Source organism: Ligilactobacillus acidipiscis, assembly GCF_900116935.1.
In the GTDB taxonomy this organism is placed as follows: domain Bacteria; phylum Bacillota; class Bacilli; order Lactobacillales; family Lactobacillaceae; genus Ligilactobacillus; species Ligilactobacillus acidipiscis.
Window position 1 is genome coordinate 1,488,197 of the sequence record NZ_LT630287.1, and the last position, 25,258, is coordinate 1,513,454.

Annotated in this window: 23 protein-coding genes; 1 reads left to right on the forward strand and 22 read right to left on the reverse strand. The window is 39.1% G+C overall.

The features are described from left to right. Positions 1-71: 71 nt before the first annotated feature. Positions 72-1,052, forward strand: coding sequence for a diacylglycerol/lipid kinase family protein (locus BQ5903_RS06865; RefSeq protein WP_231920822.1), 981 nt, complete (start codon positions 72-74; stop codon positions 1,050-1,052). A 237-nt stretch (positions 1,053-1,289) separates the two neighbouring features. Here BQ5903_RS06865 and BQ5903_RS06870 read toward each other — a convergent pair whose 3' ends face one another. The 22 genes from BQ5903_RS06870 to mraY form a co-directional block, all read right to left on the reverse strand. Continuing rightward, a complete protein-coding gene (locus tag BQ5903_RS06870) occupies positions 1,290-2,531 on the reverse strand; it encodes an ISL3 family transposase (protein ID WP_079578367.1) in 1,242 nt (413 codons plus the stop codon). A gap of 130 nt (positions 2,532-2,661) precedes the next feature. Then, on the reverse strand, positions 2,662-5,184 hold the full coding sequence (gene recD2 / locus BQ5903_RS06875) for an SF1B family DNA helicase RecD2 (RefSeq protein WP_079579228.1): 2,523 nt from the start codon (positions 5,182-5,184) through the stop codon (positions 2,662-2,664). Positions 5,185-5,186: 2 nt separating this feature from the next. Then, positions 5,187-5,861 (reverse strand): tetratricopeptide repeat protein, encoded by a 675-nt coding sequence (locus BQ5903_RS06880; RefSeq protein WP_010494650.1) that lies wholly within the window; start codon positions 5,859-5,861, stop codon positions 5,187-5,189. Positions 5,862-5,905: 44 nt separating this feature from the next. Then, the gene (locus tag BQ5903_RS06885; RefSeq protein WP_010494651.1) at positions 5,906-6,562 is read right to left on the reverse strand and encodes a histidine phosphatase family protein; all 657 of its coding nucleotides are present in this window, start codon (positions 6,560-6,562) and stop codon (positions 5,906-5,908) included. A 142-nt stretch (positions 6,563-6,704) separates the two neighbouring features. Further along, a complete protein-coding gene (mnmA, locus tag BQ5903_RS06890) occupies positions 6,705-7,832 on the reverse strand; it encodes a tRNA 2-thiouridine(34) synthase MnmA (RefSeq protein ID WP_010494653.1) in 1,128 nt (375 codons plus the stop codon). A 339-nt stretch (positions 7,833-8,171) separates the two neighbouring features. Continuing rightward, complete coding sequence (locus BQ5903_RS06895) at positions 8,172-8,513, reverse strand: DUF1831 domain-containing protein (protein WP_010494655.1); 342 nt, start codon at positions 8,511-8,513, stop codon at positions 8,172-8,174. Positions 8,514-8,537: 24 nt separating this feature from the next. Beyond that, the gene (locus BQ5903_RS06900; protein ID WP_079579229.1) at positions 8,538-9,680 is read right to left on the reverse strand and encodes a cysteine desulfurase family protein; all 1,143 of its coding nucleotides are present in this window, start codon (positions 9,678-9,680) and stop codon (positions 8,538-8,540) included. A gap of 37 nt (positions 9,681-9,717) precedes the next feature. Continuing rightward, positions 9,718-10,401, reverse strand: a complete 684-nt coding sequence (locus BQ5903_RS06905) for a 5'-methylthioadenosine/adenosylhomocysteine nucleosidase (protein WP_010494656.1) — start codon at positions 10,399-10,401, stop codon at positions 9,718-9,720. Between the two features lie 62 nt (positions 10,402-10,463). Then, entirely contained in the window at positions 10,464-10,775 is a 312-nt protein-coding gene (locus tag BQ5903_RS06910) for a hypothetical protein (RefSeq protein WP_010494657.1), read from the reverse strand. A 6-nt stretch (positions 10,776-10,781) separates the two neighbouring features. Then, a complete protein-coding gene (locus BQ5903_RS06915) occupies positions 10,782-11,324 on the reverse strand; it encodes an NUDIX hydrolase (RefSeq protein ID WP_010494658.1) in 543 nt (180 codons plus the stop codon). 47 nt (positions 11,325-11,371) lie between these two features. Continuing rightward, complete coding sequence (dapF, locus tag BQ5903_RS06920) at positions 11,372-12,358, reverse strand: diaminopimelate epimerase (RefSeq protein ID WP_056971343.1); 987 nt, start codon at positions 12,356-12,358, stop codon at positions 11,372-11,374. Positions 12,359-12,580: 222 nt separating this feature from the next. Beyond that, entirely contained in the window at positions 12,581-15,379 is a 2,799-nt protein-coding gene (gene ileS, locus BQ5903_RS06925) for an isoleucine--tRNA ligase (protein ID WP_010494660.1), read from the reverse strand. Between the two features lie 330 nt (positions 15,380-15,709). Further along, positions 15,710-16,438 (reverse strand): DivIVA domain-containing protein, encoded by a 729-nt coding sequence (locus BQ5903_RS06930; protein ID WP_010494661.1) that lies wholly within the window; start codon positions 16,436-16,438, stop codon positions 15,710-15,712. A 31-nt stretch (positions 16,439-16,469) separates the two neighbouring features. Continuing rightward, positions 16,470-17,252, reverse strand: a complete 783-nt coding sequence (locus tag BQ5903_RS06935; RefSeq protein ID WP_172823863.1) for a YlmH family RNA-binding protein — start codon at positions 17,250-17,252, stop codon at positions 16,470-16,472. A gap of 8 nt (positions 17,253-17,260) precedes the next feature. Continuing rightward, positions 17,261-17,527, reverse strand: a complete 267-nt coding sequence (locus BQ5903_RS06940; protein ID WP_010494662.1) for a YggT family protein — start codon at positions 17,525-17,527, stop codon at positions 17,261-17,263. Between the two features lie 12 nt (positions 17,528-17,539). Continuing rightward, positions 17,540-17,959: a cell division protein SepF gene (locus BQ5903_RS06945; RefSeq protein WP_079579231.1), complete on the reverse strand. Its 420-nt coding sequence runs from the start codon at positions 17,957-17,959 to the stop codon at positions 17,540-17,542. Positions 17,960-17,992: 33 nt separating this feature from the next. Further along, the gene (gene ftsZ / locus BQ5903_RS06950; RefSeq protein WP_010494664.1) at positions 17,993-19,252 is read right to left on the reverse strand and encodes a cell division protein FtsZ; all 1,260 of its coding nucleotides are present in this window, start codon (positions 19,250-19,252) and stop codon (positions 17,993-17,995) included. Positions 19,253-19,279: 27 nt separating this feature from the next. Beyond that, entirely contained in the window at positions 19,280-20,632 is a 1,353-nt protein-coding gene (gene ftsA, locus BQ5903_RS06955; RefSeq protein ID WP_010494665.1) for a cell division protein FtsA, read from the reverse strand. A 115-nt stretch (positions 20,633-20,747) separates the two neighbouring features. After that, positions 20,748-21,605 (reverse strand): cell division protein FtsQ/DivIB, encoded by an 858-nt coding sequence (locus BQ5903_RS06960; RefSeq protein WP_056988053.1) that lies wholly within the window; start codon positions 21,603-21,605, stop codon positions 20,748-20,750. Between the two features lie 83 nt (positions 21,606-21,688). Continuing rightward, positions 21,689-22,783 carry an undecaprenyldiphospho-muramoylpentapeptide beta-N-acetylglucosaminyltransferase gene (murG, locus tag BQ5903_RS06965; protein ID WP_056971350.1) on the reverse strand — a complete coding sequence of 365 codons (1,095 nt, stop codon included), beginning with the start codon at positions 22,781-22,783 and terminating at the stop codon, positions 21,689-21,691. A 3-nt stretch (positions 22,784-22,786) separates the two neighbouring features. Continuing rightward, a complete protein-coding gene (gene murD / locus BQ5903_RS06970) occupies positions 22,787-24,160 on the reverse strand; it encodes a UDP-N-acetylmuramoyl-L-alanine--D-glutamate ligase (protein ID WP_010494675.1) in 1,374 nt (457 codons plus the stop codon). Positions 24,161-24,291: 131 nt separating this feature from the next. Then, the gene (mraY, locus tag BQ5903_RS06975; protein ID WP_010494677.1) at positions 24,292-25,254 is read right to left on the reverse strand and encodes a phospho-N-acetylmuramoyl-pentapeptide-transferase; all 963 of its coding nucleotides are present in this window, start codon (positions 25,252-25,254) and stop codon (positions 24,292-24,294) included. Between the last annotated feature and the right edge of the window lie 4 nt (positions 25,255-25,258).

Consider the following 25,258-nt stretch of genomic DNA (forward strand, 5'->3'; position numbering starts at 1 on the left):
AGACCGGGACTACCTCGTGGTATTTCCGGTTTTTGTTTATTAACGTTTTTATTTTTGAATGAAAGGAGGACATGAGTTTGCGGACATTTTTTCTCATTGTTAATTGTTATGCGAATCACGGAAAAGCCAAAAAGATATGGGCTTCAGTCAAAAACGAGCTTGATACCCAGCAGGTTCAATATTCTTTCAAATTGACCCGTCATCCGGAAGATGCACGAGAAATTGCTAAAAATTTTGTTTCTAAACTAACTTTATCCGATCAGAGTAAATACGTAATTATGGTCGTTGGTGGTGATGGCACACTAAATGACACTTTAAATGGTATTAAAGATGCAAAAACGGTGGACCTTCCACTCAGTTTTATTCCTTCAGGCAATAACAACAGTTTTGCACGTGGGATCGGTTTGGCAAAAGCACCCCTTTTTGCTTTGAAACAAACTTTAAATGCCCAAGAATCTGTCCATTATGATGTAGGTTATTACCAAGAAATGACTCATAATAAACAAGGCTATTTTTTAAATGATTATAGTGCGGGACAAGATGCTTACCTGACTAGTATGCTCCACCATCGCAAGCCATCAAAAATAGCTGAAAAATTACATCTTGGTTTTTTGAGTTATTTTGTAGCATTATTTAAAGCATACATGGATCAAGAATCATTTCCAGTAACACTTCGAATCGGCGATAAATATGAATTTTTCCAACATACTTACATCGTGAATATTTCAAATCAGCCATACTTTGCTGGAGGATTTATGTTATCTCCCGAAGCAGATGCCACGGATCGGCAACTAGATTTGATCGTTGCTGATAACATGAATTTCTTTAAGTTTTGTCTCTTGGGTATCCTAGTTTACTTTAGAAAACAATTACGTTTCCCAGGAATTCACCACTACAAAGCTAAAGAAATTCATATCGTCATTAATTCATTAGAGTTTGGCCAAGTGGATGGCGAAGAATTGCCTAATCAATATTATGATTTATTTTTTAAAGTAAGCAAATATCCATTTTGGGTCGATGTTCAAAGTATCCCTGTCAAAGAAAGACATTAAAAAAGGTCTCAGTTTCAACGAGTAGCGATCAACCAACTCATTAGCACTGAAACCTTTTTTATTTGGGACTTTGTCAAATAGTGTTGATGGTCCATAGAACTCTATCTTTATGGTAGGGTTCTTTTTTTACTGCCATAGCTAGATTAAAGTGTTTGGGTTGGGAGGCAGGTGCGGGTCCGAAGCGTAGCGAAATGGGCCCGCACCTGCCTCCCACAGTGTTGACCTAAATTTTTTATCTTAGGCATGGATCAATTTGATGCGGATAAAGAAATGCCTTAAGTTACTGAATCCGTAACAGCTACGTTTAAGTTCTTTGATCTTGCGATTGATCCCCTCTAACGGCCCATTAGAGTAGTCATAGAGACAAGCGTTCCTGATCCCTAAGTAGTTCTTTTGAATGGTCCTCATGACGGTATCCATTTCAGTACCATTGGGACGGTAGTTCATAACTAATTGTTGTAAAGTAGCCCGATCGCGGTTGCGAATAAAGGTTAAGATCGTTTGATAGGTCTGATAGTTTTCTGCGAACTGTGGAAAATTCTTGAGTCCCAGATCGACCACATTTTGGGCAGTCGTGTATTCATTTAATCCCCGATAATATTTAACCTGGGAGGTCTCAAGTTGATTTTCAGCTAAGTGGAATAAGCGCCAGTTGCTTTTTAAAACTTTATAGTTGCGGTCGTGGTGGTCGTTGATCCCTTTTAAAACACGCAGCCGTTCATGGTCAAGTGCCCGACCCGCTAACTGAACAAGATGGAAACGGTCAAAGACGATCAGTGCGTTAGGAAAAAGACGACGGACGAAAGTCTGATACTGTGCATTCAGATCCATGGTCACCAGTTGAACTTTTTGACGCTCAGAAAGTGTATAAGTATTGGTGAAATACTCGCGGATCGTCTGCGAGAGACGATCTGGCAATAAGGCGACCAAATCATGTGTTTTTGCGTCAATGCAGATAAAAGAAAAGCAGTTCTTAGTTGAACGAAATTCGTCAAAGCTGAGAGCTGTCGGCAGCTCTTTTGGCGTTACTAAAGCCCGCTGATCCTTATACAAGATCCGTTGAACCGAGGAAGCTGAGATCCCCACGGCCTGGCTGATCGTCTTGACTGGCAGTGAGTTCTTAGCTAAAGTCGCGATTTCGTGGACTGCTTGGCGGGTGATCGAGTGCCGAGGCGGAGCGAGCTGCGTCTGCGCGCTAAAAGTATGGTGGCAAGTTCGGCACAGATAACGCTGTTTGCGCAGGTTCATGCGGAGCGGTTGTTCACCTAGGCTGGGCAGTTTCATCTTGGTCAGGCGGGTCCCATTCTGAACAAGATTCGTGGAACCACAATTAACACAGCGTTCGACGGGGTAAGTCAGCGTAGCTGAAAGCAGTTTTTCGTGAACTCCGGCCTGTGAAAAATCAGTACAAGCTGAAATTTTGATATTTGGGTCTTGGATATTGAGTAAATTTAGGATAGAATCAGTTTGGGACATCATTTATACCTCGCTTTGATTTGGTTTTATCGCTTTAATCGTAGCATATGAGGACAAATGATGTCCTTTTTTGTACAAAAATAGTGCTGATGAACGCTCATCAACACTAAAAAGTTTAGACCCTTTTATTTATTCATTTTTGAGACATAAAATCAATGGGTCTTACTCCATCCATTCCGATCATAGGATCAATATTTTGAGATTCGATCAACTGCAAAGTTAAAGTATATGATTCATTCAATACTTGACGCTGATTAAATTCTTCTGCAGTATTCTTACCCAAAGTACCGTCTTGCTTTGTTTTTTTCGGCTGGCTGCCATCCCTCTCAACTTGAACTGCAGGCTGTGTCAGTTGAGTGCTATCATCATTAGCACCAACCTGTTTTTCGTCTCCTAGCTCTGTTTCCAGCCTCTGTTTCAATGTAGTTAACCGGTTCTGGGCAACTTTAGAAATACTTCGCCGAAACGATTCAAGGTCACCGACCAAAATTAATTTTTCTTTAGCGCGCGTGATCGCCGTATATAAAAGATTTCTCGCAAACATTCGGGCAAATTGTGGGACCATCGGTAATATCACAATTGGAAATTCTCCCCCTTGTGACTTATGGATCGACAAACAATATGCCAGCGTTAAATTATTCCAATCTTTCTTTTCAACTTCTACTTCATTTTGTTCAAAAGAGATCGTCACACTATCTGGTCCAGCCTTTTGCCCTTTATCACCAATATCAATAGTGACAATTTTTCCAATGTCACCATTATAGATATTTTTTTCAGGATCATTGACTAACTGTAAAACGCGGTCACCGATCCGCAAATGATGCCCCCTTACTTCGATTTCTTTTTGTCTCGTATGGTGTGGATTCATTATTTCCTGCAAAAGATCGTTAAGGCTGTCTATTCCTGCCGGCCCACGATACATAGGGGCCAAAACTTGAATATCATCTTTTGAGTTTCCTTTTCTCAAAGCAACTTCGATCACCTGTGCTATGACCTGTGGAACTTGTTTAGCAGTACACCGAATAAATGATCGATCATTTTGTTGTTGACTGAAATCTACCGGAAGTTCTCCCTGGTTGACTGCATGGGCCAGTGAAATAATAGAAGAGTACTCTCCTTGCCGATAAATCTTAGTCAATTCTTTTTTAGGCAACAAATCACTAGCGAGCATGTCTGCAAAAACTTGTCCAGGGCCAACAGACGGCAACTGATGACGGTCTCCTACAAAAATAACTTGCATGGCATCCGGGATACTTTTAAGTAATATCTTCATTAAATCAGTATCAACCATCGATGTCTCATCAATAATAAGCAACGTTCCGTCTAATTCGTCCACTTCTTCAGGTAATTGCTCTTCATGCCCATTGATCCCCAACAAACGGTGAATGGTACTAGCAGGTAACCCAGTCATCTCACTCATCCTTTTAGCCGCACGCCCAGTAGGAGCCGCTAAAAGGATAGGTAAGCGCTTTGCCTCTAGGTCAATATCGTTTTCATAAGCGTACAAAGCTACAATTGCATTGATGATCGTAGTTTTGCCTGTACCTGGACCTCCCGTTAACAAAAATACTTTAGAGGTCAAAGCTTTAGTGATCGCATCTCTCTGAAATAAATCATATTCGATATTCATTTGGGTTTCAATCTGGCTTAAATCAGCAGTTAATTGTTTTTCATCTGCTAACGGCTGCTCGCTGTCCTCTTGCATAAGCCGAGCTAATTGGGTGGCAATATCCCATTCACCATAGAAATATTTCTTTAAATAAAAATTATTGTTTTCGACTGCTAGTTTTCTTTGATCAACTAACTTGATAAGCTCATCAGCTATCTTATTCGGATCAATTTCAACGTTGCGTCCTTCTTCCAATAATTGCTGAACTTTTTGCAGTAAAATATTACCTGGAACAAAAGTATTTCCCTCAGAGGAACTATATTCGAATAAAACATGGAAAATCGCCCCTCGAAGTCTGCCACTATCATCTGGTTTAAATCCTAACTGCTCGGCTATTTGATCTGCGCGATAAAAACCAATACCATTAATATGGATCGAAAGCTGGTAAGGGTCATCATGGATCGTATTTAAAGTATCTTCTTGAAAATAAGAATAAATACGAGCAGCCATATTACTTGAAAATCCGAGGCTATTCAACCCAATAATTATTTGTTCGATCCCTTGATCAGCCTCTAAATTATCAAGCAAACTTTTTTGCTGTTTTTCATTTAATCCTAATTTCTTGGCTTTGTTAGGATCTTGTAACAACACGCTAACAGCATCATTGCCTAACTTTTGAACGATCCGTTCAGCCGTCTTTTCACCGATCCCAGGAAATTGGCTACTAGAAAGATAAGTAACGATCCCCTCCTTGGAACTGGGGATTTCTGTCTGATAGTTGTCTGCTTGAAATTGTTGCCCATATTTTGGGTGTTTAACTAACCTGCCACTAAAACGATAGGGAGTTTCTTCCTTAATATCTGCAAAATTTCCAGTTACAGTGATCGTACTTTCTGACCAATCAAAATTCTTATCTTTGATTTTAACAAGTAAGACCTTATAAAAATTTGCTGAAGATTGAAAAAAGACCTGAGCGACCTGGCCAACAACAAAGGCTTCATCCCGAAGCTGCGGAGTGCCAAAGAGCTCAATATTTTGTTGTACCATTTTTACTCCTTAGTTTCCTTATCATGTTTATCTTTAACAACTGAAGCAATATCATTCAAACGCTCTTTATGTTTTTCAAAATACTCAGGGTCTAGTTTCTTAACCTTAGCAAAAAAATCATCAGGAGCCTGCCCCAAAACCATGGCCGTTAACCCTCTTTGAAAATTTACGTGAACATTATCCGATTTCAACGACAAAGCCTGATCATAGAATTTTTGAGCATTCTTAAAATCTCCAGTTGCTAAAAAGCAGTCTCCCAATAAAGATTTGGCCGCAAGATCTGTAGGTAACTCTTCACTAGCTGTTAAGGCAAAAACCATTGCTTGTTGATATTCATTTTGAGCAAAATAACCCTGAGCTATCATTAGCAATGCATCCGCATGCAAATTTTGCTCCTTAACTTTGGAAAATTCAGAGATAGCCTTTTCATATAAGCCGGCCGAATAATAAACGTTTCCTAAACCATAGTGTAATATTTCTTGTTTTTGTTGTTCTTTCTCAAAAACATTCAACCCTTTAAGAAATAATTCTTCAGCTTGTTGAAAACTTTGCATAGTCGTCAGCATGCTGCCAAGGTCATAATAACGTTTAGGATCATATGGATCTCGATCTAGTGCAGCAACCATTTCTTTAACGATCTGCGTATTTTTATCTTGTAATTTTCTTCTTTTTGACACTAATAACCCTCCTCTAGCTCAATCATAAAAGGTGGTCAGATTTCTTAAACTGTATCATTTTCAGTTAGCTTCCGCGATAGATAGTCAGTTTTGTTCCATTCTAGGCACTTAAAATGCTGTCCCTTATCAAGGGTCTGCAAAATTGTGGTACTAGTATTCGTCAACCCTCCACGACTACGGATCCGTTCCAAAGGTATACCTTGCAAATATCGGATCTCTGCACAAAGAGCTGCACCATGAGAAACGATGATTACATTTTTGTCAGGATATCTGCGACAGATCTCCTGGATCTTAGGAGTCATTCTGGCAAACAAATGGTGAAACGATTCTGCTCCGATACTAGTTGGATCGTATTGTTCTGCATGGTGTCTAAAAGCATCCAGTTCCTTAGGATACTGTTTTTCGACATCTTTAAACAACATTCCTTCCATCTTTCCAAGATCAAATTCGGCAAAAGCTTCATCTTCAACAATATTCAAAGACTGATTTAGTTGTGCTTCAATTTTTTGGGCGGTGACCCTAGCACGTTTGATCGGACTGCTATAAATCTTAGCAAAGTCATACTGATTTAAAAAAACTACCAACTCTTCAATTTCATGTAAACTTTCAGTCAATAAGGGAGAATCACCATGTGCACCTTGGTACCTGCCCTCTAAATTCCATTTTGTTCTTCCATGTCTAATAAAAAATAATTTCGTCATATTTGTCGTCCCTTACAAAATAATAGTTCTATTATCTCATTAAAAATTCTAAATAACAAAGAGTTTTGCCTTGCTGCACCTTAAAGTATAGCTTAACCTAAAAAGGAAAACGGGATACCCCCCATTTTCCTTTTTGTTTTATTTAAACGTATTGTAACACTCGATCTGACTGATAGGCATGATCAATTGTCCCGCTACCTATACATTCCTCGCCATTATAAAAAACAACTTCTTGTCCAGGTGTAATAGCACGTACTGGGCGGTCAAACTCAACAATGACCTTAGAAAAATCGTCATTCAAATGCACACTAACTCCTTCGTCTTTTTGACGATACCGGAACTTAGCTGTACAGTGAAAGTCCGTCCCATATTCATCAATTGGTGCAATAAAGTTTAACTTAGTTGCGTCTAAGGATGTTGCGTACAAATGCTCATTCTCATATCCCTGACCAACCAACAATTCATTTTTATCCAGATTTTTCCCGATCACAAACCATGGATCATTACTTTGACCATTGCCGCCAATACCCAAACCACGACGCTGTCCGATCGTATAGTTCATCAAGCCGTAATGTTCACCCTTAACTTCACCATCGATCGTCACCATTTTTCCTGGTTGCGCTGGTAAAAATTCACTCAAAAACTTACGGAAATTTCTTTCGCCAATAAAACAGATACCCGTAGAATCTTTCTTCTTTGCAGTTGCTAAACCAGCTTCAGCAGCAATTCGACGCACTTCTGTTTTTTGCATCCCACCAATAGGAAACATTACTTTTTCTAACTGTTTTTGGCTTAACTGACTTAAAAAGTAAGTCTGATCCTTATTATCGTCAGCTCCACGGAGCAAATGAATCGTGCCATCCTGATCCTTAGATATTTGCGCGTAATGTCCCATCGCAACAAAATCGGCGTCAATTTCTAATGCATAATCCAAAAAAGCCTTGAATTTCACTTCCTTGTTGCACATAACATCCGGATTAGGCGTCCGTCCATTCTTATACTCGTCTAAAAAGTAAGTGAAAACACGATCCCAGTATTCCTTTTCAAAGTTAACTGAATAGTATGGAATGCCGATCTCACTGGCAACTTTAGCTACATCCTGATAGTCTTGTGTCGCAGTACAAACACCACTATCACTTGTATCGTCCCAGTTTTTCATGAAAACACCTACTACATCATAACCTTGCTGCTTTAATAAATAAGCACAAACTGATGAGTCGACCCCACCGCTCATGCCAACAACAACACGGGTATGGCTATTATCTGCCATTTTTTATCACCATCATTCATTTAGATTCTGAATCTACACGATTTGAAGGTCGTTTTATCCAGTAAACTTAAGTCTAGCACAAGCAAAACACTTTTTAAAGATTACCCCCTTAAAAAACAAGGTAAAATAAACTAAGAAAAAGTGAGCACTAATAAGCTTAGGACATTATGACAAGTGTTTCTTGTCGTTATGTCCAAGCTAATTAAGCGAAACATTCTAAAACAAGCAAACCGCCGAAAAATTTTAGATCTCAGTGATGAAAAATAGCTAGACTTCTTAAAATCAAAACAAAAAAGAATTCATCATCTCGTAAGACAATAAATTCTAATACTGCAAAGCTCATATTTGTCGTAAAATCCCACGCTCGACTAAATCGTTTAACAAATAATTCAGTTGTTCACTTTGTGCTGTCACATCTCCAGTTTTAAAGATGTTGACCTCTTTCAAGCCATTGGCTGTAGTCGTGGACATCTTGAATTTTTTCAAGTCTTGATCCACGACAACCTTTAATTTCATGCTAACATTAGAAGAAACATTAGGATCTAAATTTCGCTCTAATTGAAATTTCCCTGATTTTTTTTCGGTAAACCCAGCATCTCTTAACGAATATTTTTTAATATTTTCAGATAAACCATATGTGCGTTGATCACCCTGGATCCGTACCTTGTCAGTTGTTGCCATCGTCTTATTTACCTCCAAAATCTATTATCTTGTAATGATCTCAGTTAATGCTTGAATTACGGCAGAAATATCTGCAGACGTATTGAAAGCTCCAAAACTGAAACGTAATGATTCACTGATCCGCGGATCCTTTTCACCATACATGGCAGTCAAGACATGGGACGGTTCTAAAGATCCAGCAGTACAAGCTGAACCTGCTGAAGCAGAAATACCTTTTAAGTCAAGGTTTGTCAATAATGCATCAGATTTTTTTCCTTTGAACCATAAGTTCAAAACATGCGGCAATTCTCCCTCGTCTATTTTCCCATTCACCTCAACTTCAATTCCGTTTTGTCTCAACCCATCAACCAACTGATGCTTAAATGCATAATATGCTTTGCGATGAGCTGCTTTTTTCTCTGAAGAATTAATTTTGACTGCTTCGGCAAAACCAGCAATTGCTGGAATATTTTCGGTTCCCGCACGCCGCTTTAATTCCTGGTCTCCTCCTTTGATCAACGCTTCATAGTTGTGATCTGTCCGACAATATAAAAAGCCCGTCATCTTTGGCCCATTCAACTTATGCGCTGAAGTTGATAATAAGTCGATCTGATCTGCTTGAACATCTATATCTAATAGACCATACGCCTGGACTGCATCAGTATGAAACCAAGCATTTGATTCAGCCACGATTTCACCGATCTCGTGAATCGGCATTTTTGAACCAACTTCATTATTTCCTGTCATGATTGAAACCAGGATCGTATCATCACGCAAAGCCTGTTTTAAATCGGATAAAGAAATCTCCCCGTTTTGATCGACCGGTAAATAAGTAACCTCAAAGCCCCTGCTTTCCAAAAAATGCATTGGTTTTAAGACAGCTTCATGCTCAATACAAGTCGTGATCAAATGTTTGCCAACGTTTTGTCGTGCTGCTGCAGTTCCTATTATGGCAGTATTATCACTTTCACTGCCCCCGCTAGTAAAGATGATTTCATTATCATTTTGAGCATTAATTGATCGTGCGATCACGTGTCGGCAATTATCTAACACCATCCGGGCTTGCCGGCCATAATAATTAGTCGCAGAAGCATTGCCGAATGTATCTTTCATTGTCTCTTTCATCTTATAAATAACTTCAGTTGCCATAGGTGTGGTACCTGCGTTATCAAGATATATATATTTCAATTTCTTGTACACCTTCTAATTTCTGTCTAAACTATACCTACTTTAAAAAGTTCAAAAGCATCTGTGCTGAGCGGCGACCCGCATCAATGATAAATTCATCAAAACTTTGTCCCGCATTTTCATCGCCCACGTCTGACATCGCGCGGATAATTGCAAATGGTACTTTAAACTGGTAAGCCGTTTGGGCAACAGCTCCACCTTCCATTTCACAACATAAGGCCTCAGGATAAATTTTCTTGATTCGAGTTATCTCGTGACTGTCAGAAACAAATTGATCTCCTGAAACGATCAATCCCTTCTTAGTTTTCAGCCCGGTCTTAGCGGCCGCTTGTCCGATCTTAGCGACCAATGATTTATCTGCTTGATAAATTTGCGGTTGTTGTGGTAATTGCCCCATCTTATAACCAAAAGCTGTAGCATTTGCATCATGATAGGCCGCCCCGGTAGACAAAACAAGTTCACCAACCTGCAGCCCTTCACCGATACCGCCTGCAGAGCCAGAATTGATAACCGCATCAACTTTAAAATTAACGATTAGGAATGCTGTTGTAATGGCAGCTTGAACCTTTCCGATACCACAACGAACCAGGACAACTGGATGATTGCTAATAGTTCCTTCATAAAAATCTGTACCGCCAATTGATGTCTGTTGCCGCCCGTCTAGATGGTCTAAGAGTTCTTTTATTTCTTCTTCCATCGCACAAATAATGCCATACTTCATTATATTTCTTTCTCCTTTATCCGTGATGTCCAGCTCGCCCCTTGTCGATCCTAAACTATTACTTAAAAATTTACAAACCTCATAAACAGATAGACTAAGACTATTAAAACTACTAAAACCAAAATTACCAGATTCAAACGTCTGCCCAATCTTTTCCTTTTTTCATCCTCATTCGTTGTCTCCCTATTAAAACGAGTCCGGCTACGTGAAAGAGGCTGGTTTGTTTCTGAAATGTCTTGTTGCTGGTCAGATTCAGAACTTTCCAGTTGTGCTGAGTCCGAAGTGTGCTGAAACTTCCTAATAAATTTTTTCCACCAAGGAAGTTGTTCATTTTCCTGTGCTTTTTTTCTACGACTGAGCTTTTTTTCATCCATAACGATTTACTCCATTAACTTCCAAAACAAAACTGCCATAATTGTTTTTGCATCACAGATCTCGCCATTCTGGATCGCAGAATCGATCTCAGCTGAAGAAAGTTCTTCGATTTGTAAGAATTCATCTTTGTCTTGCGGGAGCTTTGTTTTAACTGGGCTTAACCCACTTGCATGATACAAATACATCAATTCATTAGAAAAACCAGGCGAGCTATAGAAAGTTGAAAGCAGCTCATAATTTTGTGCTTGATATCTAGTTTCCTCATTCATTTCCCTTTGGGCAGTCAATAAAGGATCGTTACTCTCATTAAGCTCAATTTTCCCTGCTGGTATCTCCAAGGTCTCTTTACCTAAAGGCGTACGCCATTGTCGAATAAATATCATCTTATCAGCAGGTGTCAATGCTACGATTCCGACTGCACCATGGTGTCTGACAATTTCTCTTTGAGCATTTTTACCATTTGGCAATTCGACAGTTTCTAAATCAAGGTCAATAACATGACCCTTAAATAGATGTTTAGTTTCTTTAACTTTTTCTTCAAAATTCATATTTTATTGCCCCTTAGCTTATAACTTTCAAAATAATCAGATTTGCCTTACTTTTTAAGCGAAGTGATAAAGCGTTGATATTGCTTTTCTTCACCAGTTTCTTGCCAAACTACCTCAGAAAAATTCCCGGTCAATGCGGCTTTTTCGTCAAGAACAACATTAGCAGTGACTGTTGCGTTACCAATCAACGAGATCCAGTAAGTACCATCTTGACGCTGATGGACGATCGTTTTGACCATTCCTCCAGGATTATACACTTCAAGCATCTTTTCAAAGCCCTTCTCTTTTAATTGCTGAAGAACAAAAATCAAGCTTGAAGCACTCATTGCTGTTCCACAAGCGCTAGTCAAACCAACTCCACGTTCGAAAGTCCGCACAAAAATTTGTCTAGCAGATTTAACATTGATAAAACTAACATTCACTCCATCAGGGAAAAATGAATTATGTCCATTCAGATAGGTGGCGATCTCAACTAATTTATCCCCCGCTAGTATTTTATCATCCACGAATGCGACTAGATGAGGATTAGGCACTGCTACTGCTGAAAATTTGATAGTTTCAGATAATGCCGGGATCAATCCATTAAATAAACTCTGTTGTCCAACATGCATGCCAATATCTGTCGCAGAAAAACTGACCGGAGAAATCTCCACCTCATAAGCAGGCACATTTTGAGCCAGCTCACTGGCAGCTTTGACCTGCAGATCCGCATACATTGTTTGAATCTGGAACCCTTGATCATCACCGATTTGTGCTTTTCCAGCAACATAGCGTGCAACTGTTCTTAACCCATTGCCACACATACTGGCCTCACTACCATCTGCGTTGATAACACGCATTTTTGCAAGAGCCGCTTGATGTTCGGCTGGCAAAACTACCAACAAACCATCAGCACCACCATGCAGACCACTGTGACGATCGCATATTGTTTTAGCTAGTTTTATGAGATTTACCTCATTTAAACGTGACCCTGATTCCATTTTGTCCAGTAAAAAAAAATCATTACCTGAACCATGAACTTTTAATAGTTTCATCCTCATTTCCCTTTCAAATCAAAAGACTTCAGTAAATACCATTTTTTCTATCTACCAAATCTGCAAATAAAACCCAGTGCTATACTATCTGTAAATTTGACTTATCACTAAATATGATAGCAAATTTTAACGTTCTTCGCGAAATAAATTACTCAAAAAGCCAAACAAGTAAAGTAAACGACTTGTTTGGCTTATAGTTAAGCAAGGTTAAAATATATTGATCTATTTTTCTAAACCTTCTGCAACTGCTTCCGGATAATTTTCTGTTACTATTGAAGCACAGTTTTGACATAATTCTGGAAAGTGTGCGTCTTGACCAACATCTTTCTTGATCATTCGACAACGCGGACAAACCTCACCGGCGGCATGAGTCACTTGAACAGCGACTTTATCAAACTTATCAGCGGTTTCAGATGCTTTTGAGAAGTCTTTAAGGTCCAATCCGGAAACGATCAAAGCTTGACGAACGTCGGTATCTAAGTCATCCAACAACTGACGAACACTATCTGTAACGTATAAATCAACATGGGCTTCAAAAGATTTACCGATCAGCTTTTGATCACGTGCGACCTCAAGAGATTTGAAAACATGCGAACGGATCTTCATAAACTCTTCCCAGTTAGCAAGTAATTTTGCTTCACCATCAAAATGATCAACAGCAGGCATTTCGGCTAATTGAACAAATTCCTCAGGTTCTTTCAAATATTTCCAGATTTCTTCTGTAGTATGTGGAATGATCGGTGTCAATAATTTAGTTAACCGAACGGCGACATCATATAGAACTGTTTGCATTGAACGTCTCTTATGACTATCAGCAGCTTCAATATAAACAATATCTTTGGCAACATCTAAATAAAAGGCAGATAAGTCAATTGTGATGAAGTTGATCAAGCGTTTGTAAATATTCATGAAATCATATTTTGCATAGTCATCTAAAACATCTTTGGTAAAATGATTGATTCTGACTTGCATATACTTATCAATAGATTCTAATTCTTGATAAGGAACTTGATCAGTTTCTGGATCGAAATCAGTTGTATTAGCCAGCAAGAAACGAATCGTATTACGAATCTTGCGGTAACTTTCAGAAATCTGTTGAAAGCTTCCCATTGAAACACGTACATCAGCAGATGAATCAACACTGGAAACCCACAAACGGATAATTTCAGCACCCATTTGTTTGATAACTTTTTCAGGAACGATCGTGTTACCCAATGATTTACTCATTTTCCGACCTTTGCCATCTAAAGTAAAACCTTGTGATAAGACTTGTTTGTACGGTGCCTTACCTGAAAAGGCAACACTTGTGATCAAACTTGAATTAAACCAACCACGATATTGATCTGATCCTTCCAAATACATATCTGCAGGATAGGTTAAATAATCTCTATCAGCTAAAACACCCTGATGAGACGATCCAGAGTCAAACCAGACATCCATGATATCCGTTTCCTTGGTAAATTTACCATGAGGTGAATGCTCATTTGTATACCCTTCTGGTAACAGGTCCTTGGCATCTCTTTCAAACCAGACGTTCGAACCATATTTAGCGACCAATTCAGCCACATGATCGATCGTTTCTGGTTCCATAATAGCTTCTCCATCTTCGCCATAGAAAATCGGCAATGGAACACCCCAAACACGCTGGCGTGAAATGACCCAATCACCACGATCATGGATCATGTTATACAAACGTTTTTGCCCCCAATCAGGGAAAAACTTAACGCCGTCGATCTGATCTAAGATCTGTTGTCTAATTTTATCAACTGAAGCAAACCATTGCGGCGTTGCCCTAAAGATGATCGGTTTTTTAGTCCGCCAATCAAATGGATAAGAATGTTCATAGTCCATTTCCCGAAGCAATAAGCCAGCTTTTTCAAGTTTGTCTAAAGAAATTTGATTAGCGTCATCATAAAAGACACCTTCAAAGTCGGGACCTGCTTCGGCAGTCAAATAGCCCTTATCATCAACTGGTACAACGATATCTAAGCCATATTGCTGTCCAACATTAAAGTCATCTTCACCAAAACCGGGAGCTGTATGAACTAAGCCAGTCCCAGCGTCAAGTGTCACAAAATCACCCAACATAGTAACTAATTTCCGTTCAGGATAAAACGGATGCTCAGTCAAAACGTTTTCTAACTCTGAACCTTTGACTGTCTTTAAGACTTGCACTTTCTGCCATCCGAATAACTCGGCGTTTTGATCGACTAATTCAGCAGCTAAAACATATTTCTTCTCGTCGCCTTCCGGTTGAACGACTGCGTAATCAAAACCGGCATCGATCGTAATTCCTTCTGATCCAGGAATTGTCCATGGAGTAGTAGTCCAAACGACCATGTATGTTTCGTCTTCATCCAAGACACCTCGACCGTCAATCACTTTTTCACCATAAAAAGCAGAGGGTGAGGTCACATCATGATATTCAACTTCTGCCTCAGCCAAAGCTGATTCAGACGACCAAGACCAAAATACTGGTTTTTTGCCCTTGTAAATCAAGCCTTTTTCGGCCATTTTGCCAAAAACACGAATCTCATGTGCTTCAAATGAAGGGTCAAGACTAACGTAAGGCCGATTCCATTCGGCAGCAACGCCTAAGCGTTTGAAGTCTTTGCGCTGTTTATCAACTTGTTTTAATGCATACTCACGACATTTTTCACGAAAATCATTGACCGACATTGATTTTCTATCGACTCCGGCTTTTTTGAGCTGTTGTTCAATTGGCAAGCCATGAGTATCCCAACCAGGAACATATGGTGCACGAAAACCCATCATAGATTTAGAACGGACGATAATGTCTTTAGAAATCTTGTTTAAGGCGTGGCCCATGTGAATATTGCCATTTGCATATGGAGGGCCGTCATGCAAAACAAAAGATGGTTTTCCCTCATTTAATTTTTGGCGCTTTTCATAGATCTTATTTTCTTCCCATTCTTGTTGACGCTCAACTTCGCGAACTGGAAGATTTCCGCGCATTGGAAATTTAGTTTTTCCTAAATTTAAAGTATCTTTTACTCTCATTTCCTTGCTCCTTTATGACTAATTTTAAATTTATTTATCACTGCCGCTTAAAATTCAGGGTAAAAAAAGAACCTCATCCGCAAGGGACGAAGTTCTCGTGGTACCACCCAAATTTGACCTTGATTTTACTTATAAGCACTAAAAAACAAGGTCCTCAATAATGTGTTAACGGTCATCAGCCGGTCGAACCTACTAACGGTTTATGTACACTTTCAATTCAACAAACATGGAGAGGATAAACAATCAGCTTACCGTCATCGAACTTTCACCTAATATCGACTCGCTTAGACATCCACTGACACTCGTGTTCTCCATTAAAAACTAGACTTATTAATTATTCTCTTCTGCATCTGCAAAATGTTGTCCATCTTCATCCTCAACAGAAGCGTCTGGGAAAATAACAACTGTATCATCATTATCCACATCAGGTTCTTGAGCTTCTGTATGAGCACCGACAGCTTCATTTGCTGCTTGCCCTGATTCTACTTCCTCAGCGGCTTGCTTGTCAAGGTCTTCTTCGTGTCTTAAAGCATCTTGGATTTCTTCGTAACTGCTTGTTTCACCCTGCTTTAAAATATCATCCCATTCGGAACCCTTAACAACTTCAAGTTGTGATTCCATCATGACTTGCAACTTTTGCCGGAAGATCCGAGCTTGTTTGCGTAAACCATCAGTTTCAGTAGCTAACTGTGTTGCCTTGCGTGAGGCTTGATCAATAATATGCCGAGCTTTTTCATTAGCTTGGTCAATAGCATCCTGGCCTTCTTTTTGTGCTTCACGCTGGATAATGTCAGCTTCTCTTTGTGAGTTAGCCTTGACTTTATCAGCAGCTTCCTGCGCAACAATGATCGACTGATTCAAGGAATCTTTTAAATCATTAAAATACTTAAGCTTTTCGTTGCTCTGCTCCAAGCTAGAATTTAACTTCTCATTTTCTTGAAGTGTCATTTCGTAATCTTTTATGATTTGGTCCAAAAAGTCATTCACTTCGTCTTGATCATAGCCACGAAGTTTTACGTGAAACTCTTTATTATGAATATCCAACGGGGTCAATGTCATTGACCAACACCTCCTAATTAATTAAAGCATACTACTTTTTTAAAACTGCTGCACTAATTTTAAGCTTACCCTTTTTAGAAACACCATTTTGTTCGTTTAACCTTATCCTGCCATATCCTCGCACGGACAGAATGTCAAAATCAGACAATTCATAATCTGGCTTATCAAGCGTCATCCAATTCAGTTGAATTTTATGAGCTTGAAAGAGATCTTTAGCATGCTTACGGGACAAATTGTAGAAATGAGAAATCAACGCATCTGCCCGTAAAGAAGGCACCGTATCATTAACTTCCTCCCACTCGCTGATCTGAGTCACCCTTTCACTCATTGGTTGAGTTTCCAGTCTGACTTTCACTCTTGAGACTCGATCAACTTCTGTCTTCAAAAAAGAAGCAATCGGTTCTTCGACGAAAAACTGCCATCGCATTGAGTCTGTAATGATATCTCCTAATACTTCTCGTTGAATACCACTATTCACTAATGTACCTAAAATGCTGCCATGGTGTAAAACGGCAAACTTATGCGGATAGATGACTTCCATCAAACTGATTTGAAAATCAGCAAGTTCCGGTTCATAATAATCGGGATAAAAAAGCGCTCTTTGCCTTTCTGCATTGTTTAGTCCGCCGTAAGAACTCATTTTAACATTATCTTGAGTATTGACAATTGTGCGTGCAATAAACAACTCACGGGGATTCAAGAAATGCGACAAAATTGGCCGATATTCATTAGCTGCTTGATTGACCATGTCATTTAAACTGTCGATCAAAGGCGCCTCTTCAGCGCGAAAATGTTGATAAATGGCTTTATTAATGGACATGATCAAAATCCTCCCAGACCAAGCATGGCCAACAAATAAAGCAATCCATTTTCAATAAATTTTAACGCGATCAAAGCAACCCAGGGTGCAAAACTGATTCCAAATATCGGCGGAATGAAATTAAATAGACTCAGGTATGGTTCGCAGATCCTGGCTAGGAATTCACCCAATTTTGTTTCATAAGCACCTGGAAACCATGACATTAAAACAAATATCAGGATCGCTAAAGAATATAACTGAAACAAACCCTGTATTATCGATAAAAGCAAGTTGAAAACTCCTTAAAAATCAGATTGACGCATGTTTTCCGTAATGTCGCCTTCAACAGTAAATTCATGAGGAGTACATAAGAAAATTGCTTCTCCTACTCTCGAGATCTCACCATCGATAGCAAAAGTTACCCCTGACAAAAAGTCAACTACACGATGCGCCTGCTGATTATCCATTTTTTGAAAATTCACCACGGCCGCTTCACCTGCAAGCAAGCGAGCAGCAATAGCCTTAACATCAGAAAAAATACTTGGTTCAAACAGCATTATCTTTTTTTCGATAATATCACCATTTTTACCATTTCGCAGCGACATTACTCGCGAACGTTGACCACGAGATAATTCGTCATCTGGATGTTGATTTGAGGAGTTTTGTTCGACCGGTTCATCATAATCTCCAAACCAACTATTAATTTTATCTCCCAGTGACATTTATTCTCCTCCTTCATTAAAACCTACTAAGAATTAATGACGACGGTGACGTAAGAAAGGTGGTGTATTTAAGCCATCATCTTCATCATTATCTTGTGAATTATCACTATCACTATCTGCTGAAGCAGAGCCAAAGACGTTAAAGTCCTGTTTTTCGATATTTTTGAACTCATTTTCTCGTGAATCATGAGAGACTTGGCGGTCACCATTAATTTCTCGGTTCAAGTCCCAATCACCAAGCGGATCGCGCCTCTTAGAAGATTTTTCTGAAGCATCTGGCGCACTTTGCTGACGCTCATCGCGCACTTGACGTCGCGTTTCCTTTTTGGCTTTCTTTTTATCTATCCCAGTAGCAATAACTGTGACGATCACACTATCATCTAAGTTTTCATTGATCGAAGTCCCAAAGATAATATTAACGTCGCTGGTGGCTGCTTGAGCAACAATGTCTGATGCAGCTTGTGCTTCAAACAAACTAAGGTCTGGTCCGCCCGTAATGTTAAGCAAGACTTGCTCTGCACCATCGATCGAAACTTCCAACAGTGGTGAAGAAATAGCCTTTTTAGTAGCATCTTCAGTCCTATTTTCACCATTAGCTGAACCGATCCCCATTAATGCTGAACCTTGATTTTGCATAACAGTTTTAACGTCAGCAAAATCCAAGTTAACGTAACCAGGAGATGTGATCAAGTCAGAGATACCCTGAACACCTTGACGTAAAACATTATCAGCTTCCTGGAATGCTTCTAACATTGGAGTTTTCTTATCAACTATCTCTAACAAACGATTGTTAGCAATAATTATTAATGTATCGACTTGTTCTTTCATTTTTGCTACACCCTCAGCAGCAAAACGAGCACGTTTAGGGCCCTCAAAGGTGAACGGACGTGTAACAACCCCAACTGTTAAAGCTCCTTGCTCTTTAGCAGCTTTGGCAATGATCGGTGCTGCACCTGTACCAGTGCCGCCACCCATACCTGCAGTTACGAATACCATGTCAGCGCCGTTTAAACTTTCAGCAATTGCTTCTTCACTTTCTTGTCCTGCTTTACTACCTACATCTGGGTTGGCACCTGCACCAAGTCCCTTAGTCAACTTAGGTCCAAGTTGGATCTTCGTTTCAGCCTTAGAGTTTTGTAATGCTTGTACATCTGTATTAGCGACGATAAATTCAACGCCCTGAACATCATCTTCGATCATACGGTTGATAGCATTACCGCCCGCACCTCCGACACCAATAACCTTGATCGTAGCTCCAGTATTGTTTTCATTTGCATCTAGTGAAAATTCCATTATTGTTCCCTCCTATTAAAGTCGAGTTTAGTCAAAGAAGTTGTCAAACATATGTTTGAACTTATAACCAAATCCATTTTCCTCGCCGGAAGTCTGATTTTTCTTTGGTTCATCAGCATGGTTATTTTTCTTTGGTTTTTTTACTGGCTTTTGCTCTGGTCGAGAATTGCCTTTTTGTTGATTATCTAGATTTTGTCGTTTTGCCTTAGCAGAACCCAGCGTTTGTTTAACTATCAAATCGATCTCACTTTGTTTGGTAGCATATTCTACCAAACCGATCACTTGAGTAAAAGAAGGGATCCGTAAATTGATTTCTTGAGGAATATATACTCTAACTTGAACTTGAAAAATCTCTTCGGCAAGTTCAGCAATTCCAGGCAATGCGGCCATACCACCTGTCAAAACGACCCCGCCTGGTAATTGAAAAGCATTGATCTGTTCAAGTGCAGTTGCCAACTTTTCAAAAATTTGCCTTAAACGAGCCTCAATGATCTCCGACAAATATTGTTCGGTAACTTTTTCTGGTTCTTGACGACCAACAACTTGTACAGGAAATGACTCTTCCTCGGAAGCTAAAGAAGACATGGCATAACCATAATTTCTTTTTAACATTTCTGCATTTTCAATTGAAGTATTCAAAACGACTGAAATGTCCCGAGTCACATAATCTCCACCTTCCTGGTCAAGATATGTATACTTCAATTTATGATCATGGACTACGGCTGCAGTTGTTTTCCCGCCGCCTAAGTCAACTACGATAGCTCCAAAATCCTGTTCACCGTCATTTAGAGCAACTTGCGATAAAGCAATTGGTGCCACAACAATATCAGAAACGGTCAAGCCAGCCCGTTCAACACATTTCTTTGTGTTATGTAAAATCGTCTTTGGCCCCGTATACATGACCCCTTGCATTTCCATCCGAACTCCGACCATTCCACGAGGATCTTTGATCCCATCAAATCCATCAACAGTAAATTCATCAGGAACAACATCGATCACACTTCGTTCAGGCGGCAAACTTTGTACTAAAGCTGCTTGTGTAACCTTACGAACATCATCTTCCGTAATTTCTTTAGCACTGCCATCTTCTTCACTAACAGCGATCATACCACGGCATTGCTCAATTTGTAGCATATTTGCCGGAATTCCAACAGTGACATCCGAAATGTCAATATTTGCTCGTTGTTCGGCTTGTTTTACTGCATCTTTAATTGAAGCTACTACCTGGTCAATGTCAACTATTACACCACGATTTAAGCCAACTGAACCCGTATTTCCATATCCGATAATGTTGAGCTGATTTTTTACAAACTCTGCTATGATAACCTTGATAGATGTAGTCCCAATGTCTAGTCCGACGAATATATCAGAATTATACATCATTCAGCCCCCTAGTTATTTTTAATATTTTATATCACAAAAAGCTTATTAAGGAAATTCTACCATAGAAACGGTTTTACTTACCATGATTCTGCGGACAAATCAACAAATTTTCTCACTTTTTACCATACGGATACGAAAATGCACCTACTTCTAAATCAACAATTCCTGGACTATCCATATTTGCAGAAATATTTGGATAATATTTCATTTTCTTCTTAAGAGTTATTGATTTAGCAATTACCTGATTTCCATCATTCATGTACAGTTTGATCCTCTGCGGATCGACTTTGGTCGGTGCCGCATGTATTTCTGAAATGCTTTGTCTAATTTCAGGTGAAAGTTTGCTGAACTGTTGCGCTGTTTGGACCAATGGTTTTTTTGAGTCAAAAGAATAAAAGACCGGGTATTTTCCTGTGATCCTTTTTAGTTTTTCTGAGGACACTGAACCAACTGACGTGATCCGATAATAGGCAGAACCTTTCTTCAGGTATCCGACCATTGGATACTCTTGAGCTTTGATGGTTATCTTACTACCTTTATACGAAATATCAACAGATTTAACTGATGACACATTTTTTTTGATTTTTTGACTGATCTGTTCAGTTCGTGGCCAAACACCAAACAATGATTCATAATACCTCAGATCGGATGCTTCTAAAATTTCATTCTTGCTTTCCGGATAGGAACTATCGATTTTGACAGACATCACTCTGCTGAAAGGTAATATAAAATAAAAAGTGATCAGCGTGAGTGTTAGAAAAACAGACAATAAAACTTTTTCATGTTTTTTTAGACGTTGAGTACGCTTTTTTTTCATCTTCGGTAAATTTCTATCGTACTCAGGTCGAAGTTCTATTTTCTTTTTTTTGGCTTTCAAACGCTCCTGTCGTCGTTTTTGTTCTTGTTCCCATGGGGGCAGAGGGGCAGAAGAACGTTTTATCTTTTTATTTTTTTGCCATTTAAAGACCATGACCCTCTGCCCCCTCCCATCAACAAAAAATTTGGCGTAACTATAAACCATAGCACCATCAAAATGATCGACACAAAAAGAATTTACACTCTCTTAATGTTATCTAAAACCCCTAATAATTTATCTGCAGCATCTGGAACACCTGCTTTTTTAGCATTCTCGGCCATTGTCAAACGTAAATTATCATCACCCATCAATTCATCGATCTCTTTAAATAACGCTTCTGGGGTCAGATCCTGTTCTTTTAATAACTTAGCGGCTTTTTGATTGACTAAACTCAAAGCATTTTTAGTTTGATGATCATTTGTCACATACGGACTAGGCACTAAGATGCTCGGGATCCCGATCGCCGTAATTTCCGCCAAACTAGTTGCACCAGCGCGACCGAGAATTGCATCTATATCAGGTAAAATTTGTGGCATATCAGAAATATAAGGTTGAATAACAAAGTTACTTGGTACGTTTTTCGCCTCAGTTTGTTGCATTAGTTTATCATAATGCACCCGCCCAGTAACAAAAAGGACCTGATATTTACTTTCTTTAAACATTTGGGCAGCTGCTAGCGCAGTTTGATTAATTTTTTCTGCTCCGCGAGAACCGCCGAAAATCAATAAAGTTGGTCGTTCAGCATTTAAACCATATTTTTCTAATTTTTTATTAGGTTTGATCCCGACAACTTGTTGTGCGCGAGGATTACCCGTAAAAACTACCTTTTCAGCCGGAAAATCTTTTTTGACATCTGGAAAACAAATCCCGATTTTATCAACATAACGGCTCAAAAACTTATTGGTTACACCAGAAACGCTATTTTGTTCATGGATCAAAGTTGGTACACCAAGTTTTGCTGCAGCGTACACGACTGAACCACAAACATAGCCACCAGTTCCCACAACAACATCCGGTTTAAAATTTCGAATAATTTTCTTGGAATCTCTCACACTCTTTAAGAAAAGATAAACCGTCTTAAAATTTTCAAAACTCAAGGAACGTTTAAAGCCCTGAATTTGAATTGTTTCAAATGGAATTCCTGAATCTGGAACTATTTTACTTTCAAGTCCTTTTTTTGTACCGACATACAAAATTTCAGCATCTGGTTCTCTTTTTTTCAGTGCCTCGATCAATGCTAAAGCCGGATAGATATGTCCGCCCGTTCCACCACCAGATATCAATAATCGCATACTTTAAACCTCCATCTGCTTGATCAGTTTCTCAACTGCCTCAATGTATTTATCACCACGTACTTCAAAGGTTGGCCACTGATCCCAACTTGCACAAGCAGGTGATAATAAGATCACATCACCCGGTTCACTTAACTTAAAGGCCTGAGGAACAGCAACTGCAGCATCTTTTGCAAAAGCTATTTGTTCGATACCGGCCTTTTTGCCAACAGCTGCTAATTGTTGTGCTGTTTCCCCAAAAACAACTAGAGCATGAACATGCTTTTTTAACGGTTCTATTAAAGGTTCGAACGATAAGCCGCGATCTAAACCACCGGCTAATAAAACGACCGGTTTTTCAAAACTAGCGAGTGCCTTCTCAGTGGCTTCTATATTGGTTGCTTTGGAATCATTGTAAAAGAGCCGATTTTTGAAAGAGGTTAAGTATTGTGTGCGATGTTTGACCCCAGAAAATGTCTTCAGTACTTCTACAATATGTTCATTACTCTGTCCTAAAAGTTTAGCAACGGCAATTGCTGCCAAGGCATTTTCTACGTTATGCTCACCCGGGATCTTAATTTCAGCAGCAGAAATGATTTTTTCATTTTTATAATAAAGTTGTCCCTTATGCAAATATGACCCAGCTTGAGTTGTCCCTGCTGCAGAAAATGGCACAATAGTTGCTTTTGAAACTGAACTAGCTTGTCGAGCTTCTTCATTATCCCAATTAACAATAAAATAATCCGCTGGTGTCTGATTTTTAGTAATATTAAGTTTAGCCTGTATATACTTTTCATGTGTACCATGAAAATCTGTATGAGCTTCATAAATATTAGTTAATACCGCAATATGTGGATGAAATTTTGTAATACTGTTGAGTTGAAAACTTGACAATTCAGTCACGATCACGTCATTCTTTTTTGCTTCCTGGGCAACCATTGAAACTGAAGTGCCAATGTTTCCTGCAGAATACACCTTTTGAAAACGCGAGAATTTCTTTAACATCAAGGAGATCAAAGTTGTAGTAGTTGTTTTTCCATTTGTGCCGGTTACGCCTAAAAGCGGAGCATCTGAAACTTCATAAGCCAATTCAGGTTCAGTGATCACTGGTATCTGCTGCGCTAGTGCTTTTTTTACTAATGGATTACTATATGGGATCCCAGGATTTTTAACCATTAATTGGCAATTTTCTAAGAGTTCCAAAGGGTGACTTCCTGTAACGACTTTGATCCCTTGCTGAGTCAGCTTGTTGACCAAACTTAAATCAGTTGGGACCTTTTTATCATTGACAGTCACATTAGCTTCTAACTTATGTAATAGCATAGCAGCATTCGAGCCACTGGTCCCTAACCCCAAAACTAATATATTCTTATTCTTATAATCTTTGATAGCTTTCATTTCTCTGACTCCCTTGTCTCGCTCATTTTTCCTGGCGTAAAATTCATAATTCTGAATAGCTATGTCAAATCTTTATGATTTTTTACGACATATAGTCAGTGAAAAACTTTGTTTTTTAAATTAAGTAAATTCTACAAAATGATCCATAATGACACAATAGCCATGATCAAACCGGTTGACCAAAAAACAACATCGATCTTCCACTCACTCCACCCGCTTAATTCAAAGTGATGGTGTAAGGGGCTCATCTTAAAGATCCTTTTACCAGTAGTTTTAAAGGAAATAACTTGTAAAATAACACTGGCTGTTTCTATCACAAAAATCAATCCGATAAATAGTAACGAAAGTTCATGGTGAACAAGGATCGACACAGCACCAAGTGCACCTCCTAATGCTAAAGAGCCCATATCACCCATAAAAATCTTAGCAGGTTTTTTATTAAACAAAAAGAAACCGCAGAGTGCACCAATAACCGCTAAGCAAAAAATCAGTACATCATTTTGGTGTTGCACATGTGCAATGATCCCATATGCTCCAAAAGCAATGATCGCTTGTCCTGCTACCAAACCATCGATACCATCCGTTAAGTTGACCGCATTGGAAAAACCGATCAACCAAAATAATACAAACAATGCATAGACCCATGCAACATTCATATGCCATCCAAAAACATTCAACGTAAACGGCAGCCCTTCAAGTTTATAAACAACCAAAAAGATAACTCCACCGACGATTTGCCCTAATAACTTTTGCCAAGCCTTGAGACCTTCGTTTTGTTTCTTCATTAACTTGATAGAATCGTCAAAAAAGCCCAACGATCCATACAAAGCCAAAATAAAGTCTAAAATCAGTACTTGTACACTCAACTCATTCATGATCAAAGGAACAATGATAGCTGTCAAAACGATTGCTACATCAAATACTAACCCTCCCATTGTGGGCGTCCCAGATTTTTTTTCATGCCATTTAGGTCCTTCTTCACGAATCATTTGCCCAGCTTTCTTCTTGTGAGCAAAATTAATAAAAAATGGAATAAAAATAATTGTGAGAATAAAGCTGCATAAGGCTGTCCCTAACATTGCTAAAAAATTCATTCAA